The organism is Streptomyces cavernae, from assembly GCF_004023625.1.
Taxonomy (GTDB): Bacteria; Actinomycetota; Actinomycetes; order Streptomycetales; family Streptomycetaceae; genus Streptomyces; species Streptomyces cavernae.
This window is the reverse complement of the sequence record NZ_RPDJ01000002.1, coordinates 119683-135843: the sequence shown is the minus strand read 5'-3', so window position 1 is coordinate 135843 and position 16161 is coordinate 119683. Positions and strand designations below refer to the sequence as shown.

Genomic DNA, 16161 nt, shown 5'->3' with positions numbered 1-16161 from the left:
CGGTTCCCGTCGGGCCTGCCCTTCTGATGGATCTCCATGGGCGCCGCGACGCCGCGGCGACCGGCCGGTGATCCATCGATGGGGCCTATGCCTTCTGCTTGACCGGGGGCTTGGTGAGGGCCACCGGCTCGGGCCGCTTCGGCGCCCCGAACAGCATCCGACGGAAGTCGGCGCGGGCCTGCCGGGCCCCGTCCCGGGCCGCCGTGAGGGCCTGACGCGCACCGTCCCGGGCCGCCGTTACCGCCTGCCGGACGACGCGGCCGACGCTCCTCGCCGCCCCGGCCGCGGGGCGCCACAGCGCGTCGCGCACGACGTGCCCCAACGGCGTCAGCACGGTCCGATACGCCCAGACCACCGGCTCCACGAAGATCCACCGCAGCAGCCGCCCGAGGAACCGTCCCACGACGAGCGAGATGTGCCCGGCGACCCGCCATGCGTGCCCGAGCGCTTCGCCGGTCTCCCGCCCGACGACCACCAGCACACGCCCGACCGGCACCAGCACCCAGCGCCACAGGGCGACCGCGGGCAGCACGAACAGCACCCGCGCGATCCAGTACAGCGCCACGCCGATACCGGTCACGACGGCCCGCAGACCGGTCACGAGGGCCCGCACGGCCCATGCGATCCCACGCCCGACCGGTGTGAGCACCCACGTGTACAGCCACACCGCCGGTACGACGAGGAGGTACCGCACCAGCCACGCGAGACCCCGGTACACCCCCGTACCGACGGCCGTGACGACGGTCCCGATGCCCCTCACGAGCCAGGTGATCCCGTGCCCGGCCGGTGTGAGGAGCCACGCGCACAGCCAACGGAGACCGGCCGCGACCCCGTGTCCGACCGGTGTCAGCACCCGCCGGTACAGCCACACGGCGGGCACCACGACCAGCATCCGCCCCAGCCACCCGAGAGCCGTGCCGGCCGGCACCACCACGTACCGCCACAGCGCGACCCACGGCCACACGAAGAGCAGCCGACCCAGCCAGAGCAGCGCGACCCCTACGCCCCGCAGCGCCAGGCCGACGGCCGTCGCGGTCCCTTCGGCGAGCCACACGAGCGCCCGCCCGACCGGCGCCAGTACCCACATCAGGCCGCGCCCGACGGGCCGCAGCACGGTGTCGTTCAGAAACCGTCCGCCGACCACGAGCGCGTCCCACACCATCCGCAGGGGAACGACGAGCACCAGGACGACGATCCGTACCGGAATCCGGATCGCCACCACCAGACAGCCCTCACCCGAGGGCTGCGCGGGTGCTCGGTGCACCGGCGCGTCGACGGGGCGCTTTTCGAGGTCCATACCGACGTAGACGCAGGGGCGACTTCAACGGATGCGCCCGTAGGCACCCAATACCGCAGTTCCCGCCCGGTTCGTCCTCGAACTCCCCGCCGCCCGACTCGGACGTCACGTGTTTGAACCATCACGCGCAGGCACCGGCTCGCCGTCGAGAACACGGGTGATCGGCGATGGCCCGGGATCCCGGGTGCTGATCCTCGTTCGTCTGGGGCGTCGGCTCAGTGGACGGAGAACCCGCCGTCGACGTGGATCGCCTGTCCGGTGACATAGCCGGAGGCGCGGCCGGCCAGGAACACCGCCGCTCCGGCGAAGTCCTCGGCCAGGCCGTTGCGCCCGACCATCGTGCGTGCGGCCAGCGCCGCCACCTTCTCCGGGTCGGACGACAACCGCGCGTTCAGCGGGGTCATGACGAAGCCGGGCACCAGCGTGTTGCAGGTGACGCCGTGCGCCGACCACGCCTCGGCCTGTGAGCGGGCCAGCGACTCCAGCGCCCCCTTCGATACGCCGTAGGCGCCGCTGTGGACGAACGCCCGGTGCGCTTGCTGGGAGGTGATGTGGATGATCCGTCCGAAGCCCCGCTCGGCCATGCCGGGGCCGAACCGCTGGCCCAGCAGGTAGGGCGCCTCCAGGTTCACCGCCATGGTGGCGTCCCACACGTCCTCTCCCAGCTCGCTCATCGGCGGCCGCAGGTTGATCCCGGCGCTGTTGACGAGGATGTCGGGCTCGCCGAACACCGCGGCCGCCCGCTCCGCCGCCGCGCGCACCCCGGCGCGGGTGCTCAGATCGGCGCTCACCCAGCCGGCCCGGCAGCCGTCCGCCGCGAACTCGTCGACGGTCGCGGCCAGCTCCGCCTCCTTGCGGGCCACGATCACCACGCTCGCCCCCGCTCGCGCCAGAGCCCCGGCGACGGCTCGGCCGATGCCGGAACTCCCGCCCGTCACCACGGCGACCCGGTCGTCCAGCGAGAACAGTTCGGAGAGGTAATCGCGCGAGCTCATGCCCGCACCCTAGACGGCGCGTCCACGGCGACAGTGCCTGGGACCGTGGGCGAAGTCGGTGACGCGAGTGATCATGCGGCCAGCAGGTGCGGGCCCGGTCGGAGGACAAGCCAGGCCACCCGCCGAGCAGACGGACCGCTCTTCCCTGTGAGGAGCGGTTGCGGGGAGCCCGGGACGGGCGCGGTTCCCGTACCCGATCGCCGGTGGCCACCGGACGTGGCCCGTGGCCACCGGGCCTGACCCGTGGCCACCGGGCCTATCTCAGGCGGCGGGCCTGGACTCCGCCGTGCGTCGCCGGAGCGCCGGTGTGGTGAGCGAGGGCGGAGCCCACACGCCGTCCGGGGGATAGACGTCGGTACCGGGCGGCACGATCTCGTCGATCCGGTCGAGGACGGCGTCGTCCAGCAGCACGGACGTGCCTTTGAGCGTGCTCCGCAGTTGCTCCATCGTGCGCGGGCCGATGATCACCGAAGTGACGGCTGGATGCGCGAGCGGAAAGGCGATGGCCAACTCCGGCAACGAGCAGCCCACTTCCTCGGCCACGGCGACGAGCTGCTCCACCGCCTCCAGCTTCGCGGCGGTGCGCGGCGCCGACGGGTCGAAGCGGTGCGGGTGCAGGGTGGGACGTCCGCTGCTCAGATCGAGAGCCCGGCCCTTCCGGTAACGGCCGGTCAGGAAACCCGAGCCCAGCGGGCTCCAGGTCAGAACCCCCATCCCCAGGCGCTGCGTCACCGGCAGCACATCCTTCTCCACACCTCGGGCCAGCAGCGAGTAGGGCGGCTGCTCGGTGCGAAACCGCTGAAGCCCGCGGCGGTCGGCCACGTGGTGCGCCTCGACGATCTCGTGGGCGGGGAACGTCGAGCAGCCGAACGCCCTGATCTTGCCCTGTCGCACAAGGTCGGTCAGCGCGGACAGCGTCTCCTCGATGTCGGTCGTGTGGTCCGGCCGGTGCACCTGGTACAGGTCGATCCAGTCCGTTCCCAGCCGCCGCAGACTGTCCTCCACCGCCCGGACGACCCAACGCCGCGAGTTCCCGCTCCGGTTGGGGCCCTCACCCATGGGGAAGTGGACCTTCGTCGCAAGGACCACGTCGTCGCGGCGATCCTTCAGCGCCTTGCCGACGACAGTCTCCGACTCTCCGGCCGAGTACATGTCGGCGGTGTCGATGAAGTTGATCCCCTCGTCGAGCGCGGCGTGGATGATGCGGACGCACTCGTCGTGGTCGGCATTGCCGATGGAGCCGAACATCATGGTGCCGAGGCAGTAGGGGCTGACCTCGATGCCTGTCCCGCCCAGAACGCGGTGGCGCATGCATCTCTCCTTGGACGTCGTCCTGCTGGAAATGCCGCGACCATACGACTTGGAGTCCACTCCAGGGCAAGCGTCGCCCCCGCTCGTGACGGGCCCTGCCGGATCGCTTCACCTGCTTCTGGTGAGGATGCCCCGGCGTTCACGCCGGGGAGAAATCGCCTGCTGTCGGCCGCGGCGCGGAGCGTCGCCGCGTCAGCTCTTCGTCCGGCGCGGAGCGTCCGCACGGCTGCCCGGCGGAGCCGGGGAATGCGAACGATCGGTCCGTGAGTCACCGGTTGCGGTGAGCGTCGGGTGAACGGCAGTCGTGTGTGCGGGAGTCGTACTACGGTCCGGTGTCGTGAAGCTGGTCGTGCAGGTGAAGTTGCTGCCGACGCCTGAGCAGGCGTCGGCACTCGAGGCGACCCTGCGTACCTGCAACCGGGCCGCCACCTACGCTTCGCAGGTTGCCTTCGCCAAAGGTCTCAAGGACCGCAACGGCCTGCAGAAGGAGGTGTACACGGATCTGAAAGCCACCTTCGGGCTGTCCGCGCAACCGGCGGTGCGGGCGGTGAAGAACAACCGGCCCGCCCGGGATCATTTCCGCTGTCGTCGGTGCGGGCTCGCTGGTCCGGCCGACGTCGTCGCCGGGGTCAACGTGCGCGACCGCGCACGCTCGGCGTGGGCATTCGTCACCATGCCCGTCCCACACCCGGTCTGACCGGAGTGGGAGATGCGACCCGTGACCGTCCTGTCGTAGGGGGCAGTCGGGAGCGCGACGAGGTGTGAACGACCGAGCCAACAAACTCGGCCGTTCACGGCCGAGAAGGTGACACGAAACCGGAACCGAACTCGTGCCCGCTGCCGACAGGCTGCAGCATCCGCCACCGTCCGGCAGTGTGCGGGCAGAGTTCCTGGACTCCGCGGCGGATGCCGGCCCGGCTCCCCCGAAGCGTTTCCCCCTGCCGTCCGGGAGTCCGCCGGCCGGGCCAGCAGTGCTCCCCCCCTCGGGGCACTGCTGGACCCGTACTCGGCTGCGCTCCTTGCGCACGCGTGCAGCACTGCTTCCGCCGACGGGAGAGACCGGTCACGCCCCGGCTGCTCCGTCCGGCTCGTCCAACGGCAGCGGTCGCCAAGGCATGGCCATTCGCGTCAACCCCCTCTCTCAACGCAGACGTCGTGGTTCCTCCTCGGGATCGGCACACAGGCGTCCCCCTCGCGGACGCCGGTCCCGGCTCCCCCTGAACCGGCCCGGCGCCCTCCGGCCGCCCGTCGGCAGACGGGCTTCTCCGGGCTCGCAACAGCAGTTCGGCGGCCGGCGCATTGTTGCCAGGGCTGCTCCGGCGGCCCAACAATCGACCGCGGCACCAGCCCGTACCTGCCGTGCTCGGCTGTTACGTGACCCACTGTGCAGAGGCTGCCTTCGGAAAACCTTCAAGAAGTCTTGAATGGGGCTTGGGGGCGCTCATCAACGGCGGGTAGACCCAGGGTTGGCGTGATCAAGACTTGGAGAAGGCTGTGCGGTTCGGTGTTCTCGGCGCCATCAAGGCATGGCAGGGCACGACGCTGGTGGATGTGGGACATGCGCGGCAGCGGCAGGTCCTGGGTGCGCTGCTCGTGGATGCCGACCAGGCGGTGCCGGCAGATGCGCTGGTCGAGCGGGTGTGGGGCGAGCGGACTCCGCGGCGCGGCCGGGAAACCTTGTACGGGTATGTGTCCCGGCTGCGCCAGGCGCTGGCGGAGCCGGGGGCGGACATCGTGCGGGAGCAGGGCGGCTACCGGCTCAGGGTCGATGCGGAGGCGGTGGATCTGCACCGGTTCCGTCACCTGACGGCTCAGGCCCGCGCGGCCGATGTGGATGAGCGTGCGCAGGCGTTGTGGCACGAGTCCCTGGGGCTGTGGCGCGGTGACGCCTTCGCCGGGCTGGACACCCCATGGTTCAACGCCCAGCGTTCCCGGCTGGACGCGGAGCGACTCGCCGCACAACTGGAGCTGGTGGAGGTGCGGCTGCGGCTGGGACAGCACACCCGGATCCTGGCCGAATGCTCAGCGCGGGCAGAGGCGCATCCGCTGGACGAACGGGTGGCCGGACACTTGATGCTCGCCCTGTACCGGTGCGGGCGGCAAGCCGATGCGCTGAGGAGTTACGACGTCATCCGACGAAGACTGGGCGATGAGCTCGGCTGTGATCCGGGACCGGCTCTGCGGCAACTGCACCAGCAGATCCTCACCACGGACGCAGCTGTCAGTCCGATCGGTTCAACCGCCACCGCCGATCCATCCGGCTCCGGACCGACACAGAGTTCCCTGCTGTCACGGCCGCCCACGCCGCCGAGCCCCAGGACGTCGGATGACCGGCATCCCGACCGGACTCTGTCATCCGCTGGAGCCACTCGATCCGCTCGTCCGGCTCGTCCGGCTCGTCCGGCTCGTCCGGCTCGTGACGACGATCCTGGCTCCCCGGAACCGAGCACGGCCGCCGTGGCAGGGCGTAACTGCCTTCCTCGCGCTCTGCCCGACTTCACCGGACGGGAGGACGAACTCGCCCGCCTGGTGGCGGCCGTAGATGACGGTGCGGCCCTCTACACCGTCGACGGGATGGCCGGGGTCGGTAAGACGTCGCTCGCCGTTCAGGCCGGGCACCTGCTCGCCGATCGGTTTCCGGACGGTGCCCTCTTCGTCGATCTCCAGGGCCACAGTCCGGGAAAGACACCGCTGACGGTCGACGAAGCCGTGGAGATGCTGCTGGGCCAGCTCGGGGTCACTGCGCCCGGCTCCGCACAGGCGCGGTGGCGGGCGAAGACGGCGGCGATGCCGCTCCTGGTCGTCCTCGACAACGCCGTGGACGAAGCACAGGTGGCCTCACTGCTGCCCGCCGGCCCCGGCCTCGTGATCGTGACCAGCAGGGCCAGGCTGTCCGGTCTGGCCGGGGCACGCCCGCTGCCCTTGTCCGTACTGCCGGAAGCGGAGGCCACGGCGTTCTTCGCCCGGATCGTGGGGGCCGACCGGGCTGCCGCCGAACCGGATGCGGTGGCCGGCATCGTCCGCCTGTGTGCGGGACTCCCACTGGCGCTGCGACTGGCCGGGGCTCGGCTCGCGCACCGTACCGCCTGGCCCATCGCGCATCTGTCGGCACAACTCGCCAGTGTCCGGCGGCGACTGCCGAAGCTGTTCGCCGGCCAAGAGGTGGCCCTGGCCTTCAGCATGTCCCACCAACAGCTCTCGACCACCGACCAGCAGGTGTTCTGCGCCATGGGGCGGCATCCCGGCACGGACGCGGACGCCGCCGTCATCGCCGCGATGACGGGCCTCCCGGTACAGGCGGCCGACGACGCACTGCAGAGGCTGATCGACGTTCATCTGGCCGAAGAGCCCGCGGTCGGCCGCTACCGCCAGCACGACCTGCTGCGGCAGTACGCCCGCGGCCTGGCCGACGACCCGCAGGTGACCGAGCGGATGCTCGTCCACTACCTGGGGGCCGTGGCGGATGCGGCAGCACGCCTCGCGGAAGGGGGCACACAGGCTGAAGCGGCGCAGGCCTGGCTGATGGCCGAACGAAGCAATCTCCTGGCCGCGACCCGGTGCGCCGCCGCGGAGGGATACAGCGACTACTCCTGGCAGTTGGCCATCTCCCTCTGGCAGTTTCTGGCCCGACACGTCGTCGGCGATCCGATCGAACTGCTCGAGCAGGGCCTGTCCGCGGCACAGGACGCAGCCGAGGGCGGGGAGGCGATGCTCAACACGCTGCTGGCACTGGCCCACTGGTCGGCCGGCCACACCACCCTCGCCTACGACCTGCTGACCGCCTCGGCGAAACTGCACGAGAACCACGAGAACAAGGAGTTCCGTGCGCACACGCTCGCCCTGCTGGGCCTGATGTACGTGCAGCGAGGCGACCACTCGGCAGCGCACGACCACGCGGAGCAGGCATTCGCCGTACTTTCGGAGATCGCCGGCCTGTCCCCGCTGGGAATCGACGCGAAGATCATCACCTACTGGACCCGCGGCACCGTCCGAGGACTGCAGGGCGAGCACGAGACAGCGCTGTCCTATCTCCGGGCGGCCTACACCTGCTGCGAGGAACTCGGTCAACTCAGCCCCGACGACCATGTACTGACGGCCCTGGGCCGATGCCTGATCGCCCTCGGCGCCCACCAAGAGGCCCTCGGCCACCTCGAGCAAGCCCGCGACCTTCGGAAGCGGATCGGTGACAAGGAAGGCGAAGCCGAGACGCTCGTGCTCATCGGCGCGGCTCGGCGTGACTCAGGTCACTTGGACGAGGCGCTGGCGGCGCAACGCTCCGCAGTGACGATGCTGGACAACGACAGCCGACTCGAGGCGCATGCCAGAACCGAACTCGGCCGGACCCTCGACGCGTTGGGGCAGGAGACCGAGGCAGTCCAGCAGTGCACGCTCGCCCTCACTCTTGCCCGACAAGATCACCACCTCCACGAAGAAGCCCAGGCGCACCAGGTACTCGTACGGTTGCTGGCTGAGGCCGACCCGCCGACAGCCCGGCACCACGAAGAGAGCGCAGCAGAGCTGTCCACCCAACTGGACCTCCGCCACCCGACCTCACTGCCACACCTGCGCCCCGCCGGCTGGTGACCTGAACACCGCGAGAAGGAGACCGCCGCCGCAGGAGCGGCGGCGGAGAACGCAGCTCTTTCTCTTCCCGGCTACCGTCTCCCGGCGGCCTCCACACGCGCTCCCAGGGGCCTCTACACGCGCCGCAACGCCTCACTGACGTCAGTGTGCGTGTCCCCTGGTCTCGGCCTTCTTCACCGTGAGCGGCAACAGCTTCTTGCGACGAGTCCCCAGGCGGCGGCAAGGGCGTTCTCGGCGTATCCCGCAAGGACCGCTGCCGCCCAGCCCGAGCACCAAGCTCACGGAGCACGGCGGCAGCCTCCTCCTCGCTCGCTTCCGTCAGCGCCTCGGAAATGCGCCGCAACGCCTCACCGCTCACCCCCGCGCCCGTTTCAGCTCGTCGGAGCCGACTTCTTGACCGTCAGCGGCAGCAGCTTCTTCCCGCTGTTGCTCACTTGTGGCCATGTATCGAACTGCGGACACACCCCGCAGTCGAAGCACGGTGTCCACCGGCAGTCCTCGACCTCCGTCTCGTCGAGGGCGTCCTGCCAGTCCTCCCAGAGCCAGTCCTTGTCGAGGCCGGAGTCGAGGTGGTCCCAGGGGAGGACCTCCTCGTACGACCGCTCGCGGGTCGTGTACCAGTCGACGTCCACGCCGAAGACCGCCAGTGCCTTGTCCGCGCAACTCATCCAGCGGTCGTACGAGAAGTGCTCGCGCCAGCCGTCGAAGCGGCCGCCGTCCTCGTAGACCGCGCGGATCACGGCGCCGATGCGGCGGTCGCCGCGGGAGAGGAGGCCCTCGACGATGCCGGGCTTGCCGTCGTGGTAGCGGAAGCCGATCGAGCGGCCGTACTTCTTGTCGCCGCGGATCTTGTCACGGAGTTTCTCGAGGCGGGCGTCCGTCTCCTCGGCGGAGAGCTGCGGGGCCCACTGGAAGGGAGTGTGGGGCTTGGGGACGAAGCCGCCGATCGAGACCGTGCAGCGGATGTCGTTGGAGCCGGAGACCTCGCGGCCCTTCTGGATCACTCGGGTCGCCATGTCGGCGATCTGCAGGACGTCGTCGTCCGTCTCCGTCGGCAGGCCACACATGAAGTACAGCTTCACCTGGCGCCAGCCGTTGCCGTAGGCCGTGGCGACGGTCCGGATCAGGTCCTCCTCCGAGACCATCTTGTTGATGACCTTGCGGATGCGTTCCGAGCCGCCCTCCGGAGCGAACGTCAGGCCCGAGCGGCGGCCGTTGCGCGTCAGCTCGTTCGCCAGGTCGATGTTGAAGGCGTCGACCCGGGTGGAGGGGAGGGAGAGACCGATCTTGTCTTCCTCGTAGCGGTCCGCCAGGCCCTTGGCGATGTCGCCGATCTCCGAGTGGTCCGCGGAGGACAGGGAGAGCAGGCCCACCTCCTCGAAGCCCGTCGCTTTCAGGCCCTTGTCGACCATGTCGCCGATGCCCGTGATCGAGCGCTCCCGGACCGGGCGGGTGATCATGCCGGCCTGGCAGAAGCGGCAGCCGCGCGTGCAGCCGCGGAAGATCTCGACCGACATGCGCTCGTGGACGGTCTCGGCGAGCGGGACGAGGGGCTGCTTGGGGTACGGCCACTCGTCCAGGTCCATCACCGTGTGCTTCGACACGCGCCACGGGACGCCGGAGCGGTTGGGGACGACGCGGCCGATGCGACCGTCGGGGAGGTACTCGACGTCGTAGAACGCCGGAATGTACACCCCGCCGGTCTTCGCCAGGCGGAGGAGGACCTCCTCACGGCCGCCGGGGCGGCCCTCCGCCTTCCAGGCACGGATGATCTTCGTCATGTCGAGCACGGCCTGCTCGCCGTCCCCGATCACCGCCGCGTCGATGAAGTCCGCGATCGGCTCGGGATTGAAGGCCGCGTGGCCGCCGGCCAGGACGATCGGGTCGTCCTCCGTCCGGTCCTTGGACTCCAGGGGGATCCCGGCCAGGTCCAGGGCCGTGAGCATGTTGGTGTAGCCCAGTTCCGTGGAGAAGCTCAGGCCCAGGACGTCGAAAGCGCGAACCGGCCTGTGGCTGTCCACCGTGAACTGCGGGACGCCGTGCTCCCGCATCAGCTCCTCCAGGTCCGGCCACACACTGTAGGTGCGCTCGGCGAGGACGCCCTCCTGCTCGTTGAGGACCTCGTAGAGGATCATGACACCCTGGTTGGGCAGCCCGACCTCGTACGCGTCGGGGTACATGAGCGCCCAGCGGACGTCGCAGGACTCCCAGGGCTTGACCGTGGAGTTGAGCTCTCCGCCGACGTACTGGATCGGCTTCTGCACATGCGGGAGCAGAGCTTCGAGCTGCGGGAACACTGACACAGCGGCCGCAGCGGCTTCGGCAGACATCTCGCGAACCTTCGTGAGCCTGACAGGGGTGACCATCTAGCCTAACGCGGCCGGAGACCCCCCTGGCACGGCCGGCCCACGCCGCCTCTCACGTCCATCCCCACTCGGACGGCCGCCCCCTCAGTGAGCCATCCCCCTCCGACGCGCGCCGCCCCCGCCCACACGGCCCCCTCGAACGGCCACCCCCGCGCAGACGGCCCGCTCGGACGGCCCCGCCCAGTGAGCCATCACCCTCCGACGGCCACCCCCCGCCCAGACGGCCCCGTCGGACGGCCACCGCGCCCAGACGACCCCTCTCAGACCATCCCGCTCAGACCGCTCCGCTCGGACGGCCACCCGACCAAGACCGCCGCCCCGCCCAGACGCCCCCACTAAGACCGCTCCGCCCAGACGGCCACCCCACTAAGCCCGCCACCCCCACTCAGACCGCCACCCCCACTCAGACGGCCACCCGCGCGCGGATCCCCTCCCACGCCTCCGGCAGCGCGGCCTCCACCGCCGCCGCCCGCTGTTCCTCGCGCCCGTACAGCAGCCCGTAGGTGAACCCGTTCTCGCCCGCCGCGTGGGCCTGCTCGGCGAGGTCGTGCAGGGCCTCGCGGATCATCACGCTGTCCTGGTGCCCGCCGAGCAGGTTCTGCAGGGACTTCATCGCCTTGGCCAGCGTCTCCGCGCGCTCGCCGAGCGCGGGGGTGGCGGACTCGCCCGCGTACCGGGCGCGCTTGGCCTTCTTGCGGGCCTCGTGCAGCGCTGTGTCGCGGTCGGTGCCGGGCGGCGCCTGAAGGGCTTGCTCGACCAGGGCGGACAGCGCACCGAAGTCCTCGCGCACGGCCTTGCCGATCACCTTCTCCGGCTTTCCCGCCGCGCCGGGCAGCAGCGGTGGCTCGGCGAGCAGCGCGTCGAGCGAGCCGAGCAACGCCAGATAGCGCTTGCCGTCGAGGACCGAGATCAGCCGGCGCCGGGAGCCGCCGCGCCGGGCCTGTGTCCAGGTCCGCAGCCGTCCGCGGACCGGTCCGGCGATGAGGGTGCGGGGCAGTTCGGCGAGCGCGGCGGTGAGGTGGTCGGTGAGCACCTCCTGGTCGCGGTCGACTCCCAGTTCCCCGGCCAGCCATTTCAGCTCGTCGCCGAGCGGCCGGGTGACGGCGGGGTCGAGGACCTTGCGGTACGTACGGAAGACGCTGCGCATGCGCCGGGTGGCGACGCGCATGCTGTGCACGGAGTCGAAGACGTCGCGGCGGACGGCGGGGTCGAGCTCGATGATCGCGTCGTACTGGGCGCGGACATAGGAGAGGACGTAATCACCGGCGCTGCCGGGCACCGGCTGCGGGGCGGACGGCACGTCCTTACGTTTGCGCGGCTTCCCGGGCGCCGTCTCGCTCAGCGCGCGGGCCAGTTTGGACGGTGACGACGAGCGGCGGACGCCCGCTTTGCGGAGTTTCTTGTCGACCTTGTCGAGGAACTCGGGGTCGCCGTCGTCGGCCAGTTCGACCTCGATCTCGGTCCACTCGGCTGTGCCCTTGCCGCCGCTGAGCCGCTCGGCGCGCACGGTGTCTATGCTCACCTCGGCGAGCAGCGCGCCGTCGGCGTCGACGAGATGGCGGACGTCGCGTGCCGACAACAGCCTTACGACGGGGACGAGTTCGGCGTCCCTGATCCGGGAGCGGACGAGGCCGGACAGGGTGCGCGGGACGGTGCCGGAGAGCGGGGCGTGGATCTCGTCGCGTACGCCGTCGGAGACCGGGAGCTTGAGGTGCCAGCCCGCGTCGTCGCCACCGGTGCGCCGGCGCAGGGTGAGTTTCGCTGCCGCCAGGCGTTCGTCGACCGTGTCGTAGTAGACGGCGTCGAGATCCGCGACGCCTTTGTCGACGACTTCTGCGACGCCGGGTACGCGGGTCAGGTCCGGCAGCACCGCTGCGTCACCGGCCACGGGACCTTCGTACTTCCGCTCGATTTCACGCTTGGTGTCCGCCATGGACTGAATCTAGTCGGGAATCCCGGCCGTGGGCAGTCCCCGAAGACTCCGCGCCGACGAAGGCACCCACGCCGACATGGGACTTCGCCTGTGCCGGCGTGGGTGGGCGGTGGATCGAGTACGCGCATCCGCCGCCTATGCCGACATCGGCCGCTGCACCCTGATCGACTGCAGCAGGCCCACGGCGACCCAGACCGCGAACATCGACGAGCCTCCGTAGCTGACGAAGGGCAGTGGCAGGCCCGCCACCGGCATGATCCCCAGGGTCATCCCGATGTTCTCGAAGGACTGGAACGCGAACCAGGCGATGATCCCGGCCGCGACGATCGTCCCGTACAGCTCGGTGGTCTCACGCGCTATCCGGCAGGCCCGCCAGAGCACGATCCCAAGGAGGACCAGGATCAGTCCGGCGCCGACGAACCCCAGTTCCTCCCCCGCGACGGTGAAGACGAAGTCCGTCTGCTGTTCCGGCACGAACTGTCCGGTGGTCTGCGAGCCCTTGAACAGTCCGGTGCCGGTCAGGCCGCCGGAGCCGATGGCGATCCGGGCCTGGTTGGTGTTGTAGCCGACGCCGGCCGGGTCGAGGTCGGGGTTGGCGAAGGCGGCGAAGCGGTTGATCTGGTACTCGTCGAGGAGTCCCAGCTGCCAGACCGCGATCGCGCCCATCGCGCCCGTGCCGATCAGTCCGAAGACCCAGCGGTTCGACGCGCCGGAGGCGAGCAGTACGCCGAGCACGATGACGACCATGACCATGACCGAGCCGAGGTCGGGCATGAGCAGCACGATCACTATCGGGACGGCGGCCAGGCCGAGGGACTGCAGGACCGTGCGGTGGTCGGGGTAGGGCTTGTCGCCCGCGTCGACCCGGGCGGCGAGCAGCATGGCCATGCCCAGGATGATCGTGACTTTGACGAACTCGGAGGGCTGGAGGGAGAAGCCGCCGCCGAGCACGATCCAGGCGTGCGCGCCGTTGATGGTGGCGCCCAGCGGGGTGAGCACCAGGAGGATCAGGAAGACGGAGATCCCGTACAGGATCGGCACGGCCGTGCGCAGGGTGCGGTGGCCGAGCCAGACCGTGCCGACCATGAGGGCGAACCCGATGCCGGTGTTCAGGAGGTGCCGGAGCAGGAAGTAGTACGGGTCGCCCTGGTTGAGTTCGGTGCGGTTGCGGGTCGCCGAGTAGACGAGGGCGGCGCCGATGAAGGACAGGGCGAGCGCGGACAGCAGTATCGGCCAGTCGAGCCGGCGGGCCAGCGAGTCGCGGGCGAACACCCGCGACCAGCCGGCGCGTTCGGGGCCATAGCCGGAGACGGAGAAGCTGTTGGCGCCGGTCATGTCGGCATCCTCCGCTGCCTGGTGGTCCTCCTGTGGACGCGGCCGCCGGGTGATCGCTTCCGGGTGGCGCGGCCGCCGGGCGAGCGCCTGCGGGTGTTGCGGTTCTCCGGTGACCGCGAGGGCGCTGTGCCGGTGGGCAGTTGTCCGGCGGGCGCCGTCTGGTCCTCCTCGGTGGCCTGCTGTGCCTTCGGGTCGTACTTCTCGGTCTTCGGGGCGTCGATCGAGCCGTCGGGCTGGATCTTCGGCAGGGACTTCTGCGGGGTGGGCAGCAGTGCCTTCTTGAGGTCCTGTTCGCCCTGGTCGTTCAGGCCGTACAGCGCCTCGTAGATGTTGCGCACAGCCGGTCCCGAGGCGCCGGAACCCGTACCACCCTGGGAGATCGTCATGACGACCGAGTACTCCTTGGTGTATGTGGCGAACCAGGAGGTGGTCTGCTTGCCGTAGACCTCCGCCGTACCCGTCTTGGCGTGCATCGGGATCTTGTCCTGCGGCCAGCCGCCGAACCGCCAGGCAGCCGTACCGCCGCCGGTCACGACACCCGCGAGGGCTTGGTCTATCTCGTCGCGCGTCTTCTTCGTCATCGGCAGCTTGCCGTGTGCCTTCGGCTTGATCTCGCTGACGCTCCTGCCGTCGGCGCTGATGATCGCCTTGCCGACCGTAGGGTCGTAGAGGGTGCCGCCGTTGGAGATGGCCGCGTAGATCGTCGCCATCTGGATCGGGGTGACGAGGGTGTCGCCCTGTCCGATGGAGTAGTTGACGGAGTCACCGGCGCGCATCCGGTTGCCTTCGAGGCAGTTCTCGTAGGCGATCCGCTCGGCGTACGAGCCGTCCTTGTCGCCGTACTTGCACCAGGCGTCCTTGTTGGCCTTCCAGTACGCCTGCTTCCACTGGCGGTCGGGGACGCGGCCGCTGACCTCGTTCGGCAGGTCGATGCCGGTCAGCGCGCCGAGACCGAACTGGTGGGCGGTCTTGTAGAACCAGTCCTTGGGTTTCTTCCTGGGTTTGTTGCCGCCGTCCTTCAGCCATTCCTCGTGGGCGAGGCGGTAGAAGACGGTGTCGCAGGAGACCTCGAGAGCCTGGCCGAGGCTGATGGGGCCGTAGCCCTTGGATTCGAAGTTCTTGAAGACCTGGCCGCCGATCGCGTACGAGCTGGAGCAGTCGTAGCGCCCGTCGAAGGCGTAGCCGGCGTTGACCGCGGCCGCCGTCGGGACCACCTTGAAGATCGAGCCGGGAGCTGCCTGACCCTGGATGGCGCGGTTGAGCAGCGGGTAGTTGGAGTTCTTGCCGGTGAGCTTCTTGTAATCCTTGGCGGAGATGCCGCCGACCCAGGCGTTCGGGTCGTACGTCGGGTTGGACGCCATGGCGACGACCCGGCCGGTCTTGGCCTCCATCACGATGACGGCGCCGGAGTCCGCCTTGTAGTTGCGGCCGGTGTTCTTGTCGAACACATCACGGGCCTTCTTCATGGCGTCGTTGAGCTCGTACTCGGCGACCCGCTGGACGCGGGCGTCGATGCTGGTGACGACGTTGGCGCCGGGCTGGGCCTCGTCGCTCTTGGCCTGGCCGATGACGCGGCCGAGGTTGTCGACCTCGTAACGGGTGACGCCCGCCTTGCCGCGCAGTTGCTTGTCGTACTCGCGTTCAAGGCCGGAGCGGCCGACCTGGTCGGAGCGCAGGTAGGGCGAGTCGGTGTCCTTGGCCTTGTTGATCTCATCGTCGGTGACCGGGGAGAGATAGCCGAGGACCTGCGCGGTGTTGGCATCGCCGGGGCTCGCGTAGCGGCGGACGGCCTGGGGTTCGGCGGTGATGCCGGGGAAGTCCTCGGAGCGCTCGCGGATCTGCAGGGCCTGCTTGGCGGTTGCCTCGTCGGTGATGGGGATGGGCTGGTACGGGGAGCCGTTCCAGCACGGCTGGGGCGTCTCGGCGTCGCACAGCCGGACCTTCTCCATCACGTCCCTGGGCTTCATGCCGAGTACACCGGCGAGTTTGGTGAGGACCGCCTTGCCGTCGTCCTTCATCTTCATCAGCTCGGTGCGCGAGGCGGAGACCACCAGCCGGGTCTCGTTGTCGGCGAGCGGCACTCCGCGCGCGTCGAGGATGGAGCCTCGGACGGCGGGCTGGACGACCTGCTGGACGTGGTTGCCGGAGGCCTCCTTGGCGTACTCCTCGCCGTTGCGGATCTGGAGGTACCAGAGCCGGCCGCCGAGGGTGCCGAAGAGGGAGAGGACGAGGATCTGGATGATGACGAGCCGGATCTGGACCCGGGGGGTCCGGCCGGTCTCCGGGATGTTGGTCATGGCCCCCCTGTCAGTCCTTCGTCGCTCGTTCCCTGCGGGTGCA

At 69.9% G+C, this 16161-nt stretch carries 9 protein-coding genes; 2 read left to right on the top strand and 7 right to left on the bottom strand.

What is annotated here, in order from left to right:
* Positions 1–85: 85 nt before the first annotated feature.
* From EF387_RS13105 to EF387_RS13095, 3 genes are all read right to left on the bottom strand, one after another.
* The gene (locus tag EF387_RS13105; RefSeq protein ID WP_238431492.1) at positions 86–1297 is read right to left on the bottom strand and encodes a hypothetical protein; all 1212 of its coding nucleotides are present in this window, start codon (positions 1295–1297) and stop codon (positions 86–88) included.
* Between the two features lie 215 nt (positions 1298–1512).
* Positions 1513–2292, bottom strand: coding sequence for an SDR family NAD(P)-dependent oxidoreductase (locus EF387_RS13100; RefSeq protein ID WP_128376709.1), 780 nt, complete (start codon positions 2290–2292; stop codon positions 1513–1515).
* 261 nt (positions 2293–2553) lie between these two features.
* Positions 2554–3603: an aldo/keto reductase gene (locus tag EF387_RS13095; RefSeq protein WP_128376708.1), complete on the bottom strand. Its 1050-nt coding sequence runs from the start codon at positions 3601–3603 to the stop codon at positions 2554–2556.
* Between the two features lie 337 nt (positions 3604–3940).
* Between EF387_RS13095 and EF387_RS13090 the strand changes: the two genes are divergently transcribed.
* Both EF387_RS13090 and EF387_RS13085 read left to right on the top strand, forming a co-directional pair.
* Positions 3941–4300 (top strand): hypothetical protein, encoded by a 360-nt coding sequence (locus EF387_RS13090; protein WP_202918232.1) that lies wholly within the window; start codon positions 3941–3943, stop codon positions 4298–4300.
* Positions 4301–5085: 785 nt separating this feature from the next.
* A complete protein-coding gene (locus EF387_RS13085) occupies positions 5086–8187 on the top strand; it encodes an AfsR/SARP family transcriptional regulator (protein ID WP_128376706.1) in 3102 nt (1033 codons plus the stop codon).
* Positions 8188–8558: 371 nt separating this feature from the next.
* Here EF387_RS13085 and EF387_RS13080 read toward each other — a convergent pair whose 3' ends face one another.
* From EF387_RS13080 to mrdA, 4 genes are all read right to left on the bottom strand, one after another.
* Positions 8559–10517, bottom strand: coding sequence for a TIGR03960 family B12-binding radical SAM protein (locus tag EF387_RS13080; protein ID WP_128376705.1), 1959 nt, complete (start codon positions 10515–10517; stop codon positions 8559–8561).
* A 439-nt stretch (positions 10518–10956) separates the two neighbouring features.
* Positions 10957–12486: a CYTH and CHAD domain-containing protein gene (locus EF387_RS13075; RefSeq protein WP_128376704.1), complete on the bottom strand. Its 1530-nt coding sequence runs from the start codon at positions 12484–12486 to the stop codon at positions 10957–10959.
* Between the two features lie 135 nt (positions 12487–12621).
* Entirely contained in the window at positions 12622–13821 is a 1200-nt protein-coding gene (gene rodA, locus EF387_RS13070; protein ID WP_128376703.1) for a rod shape-determining protein RodA, read from the bottom strand.
* Positions 13818–16118, bottom strand: coding sequence for a penicillin-binding protein 2 (mrdA, locus tag EF387_RS13065; protein ID WP_128376702.1), 2301 nt, complete (start codon positions 16116–16118; stop codon positions 13818–13820). The genes rodA and mrdA overlap by 4 nt, the downstream gene beginning before the upstream one ends.
* Positions 16119–16161: the final 43 nt, after the last annotated feature.

What these genes read in the sequence shown, in the direction of transcription:
- EF387_RS13105 (WP_238431492.1), bottom strand. Translation starts at nt 1,297, where the DNA reads ATGGACCTCGAAAAGCGCCCCGTCGACGCGCCGGTGCACCGAGCACCC.
- EF387_RS13100 (WP_128376709.1), bottom strand. Translation starts at nt 2,292, where the DNA reads ATGAGCTCGCGCGATTACCTCTCCGAACTGTTCTCGCTGGACGACCGG.
- EF387_RS13095 (WP_128376708.1), bottom strand. Translation starts at nt 3,603, where the DNA reads ATGCGCCACCGCGTTCTGGGCGGGACAGGCATCGAGGTCAGCCCCTAC.
- EF387_RS13080 (WP_128376705.1), bottom strand. Translation starts at nt 10,517, where the DNA reads ATGTCTGCCGAAGCCGCTGCGGCCGCTGTGTCAGTGTTCCCGCAGCTC.
- EF387_RS13075 (WP_128376704.1), bottom strand. Translation starts at nt 12,486, where the DNA reads ATGGCGGACACCAAGCGTGAAATCGAGCGGAAGTACGAAGGTCCCGTG.
- rodA (WP_128376703.1), bottom strand. Translation starts at nt 13,821, where the DNA reads ATGACCGGCGCCAACAGCTTCTCCGTCTCCGGCTATGGCCCCGAACGC.
- mrdA (WP_128376702.1), bottom strand. Translation starts at nt 16,118, where the DNA reads ATGACCAACATCCCGGAGACCGGCCGGACCCCCCGGGTCCAGATCCGG.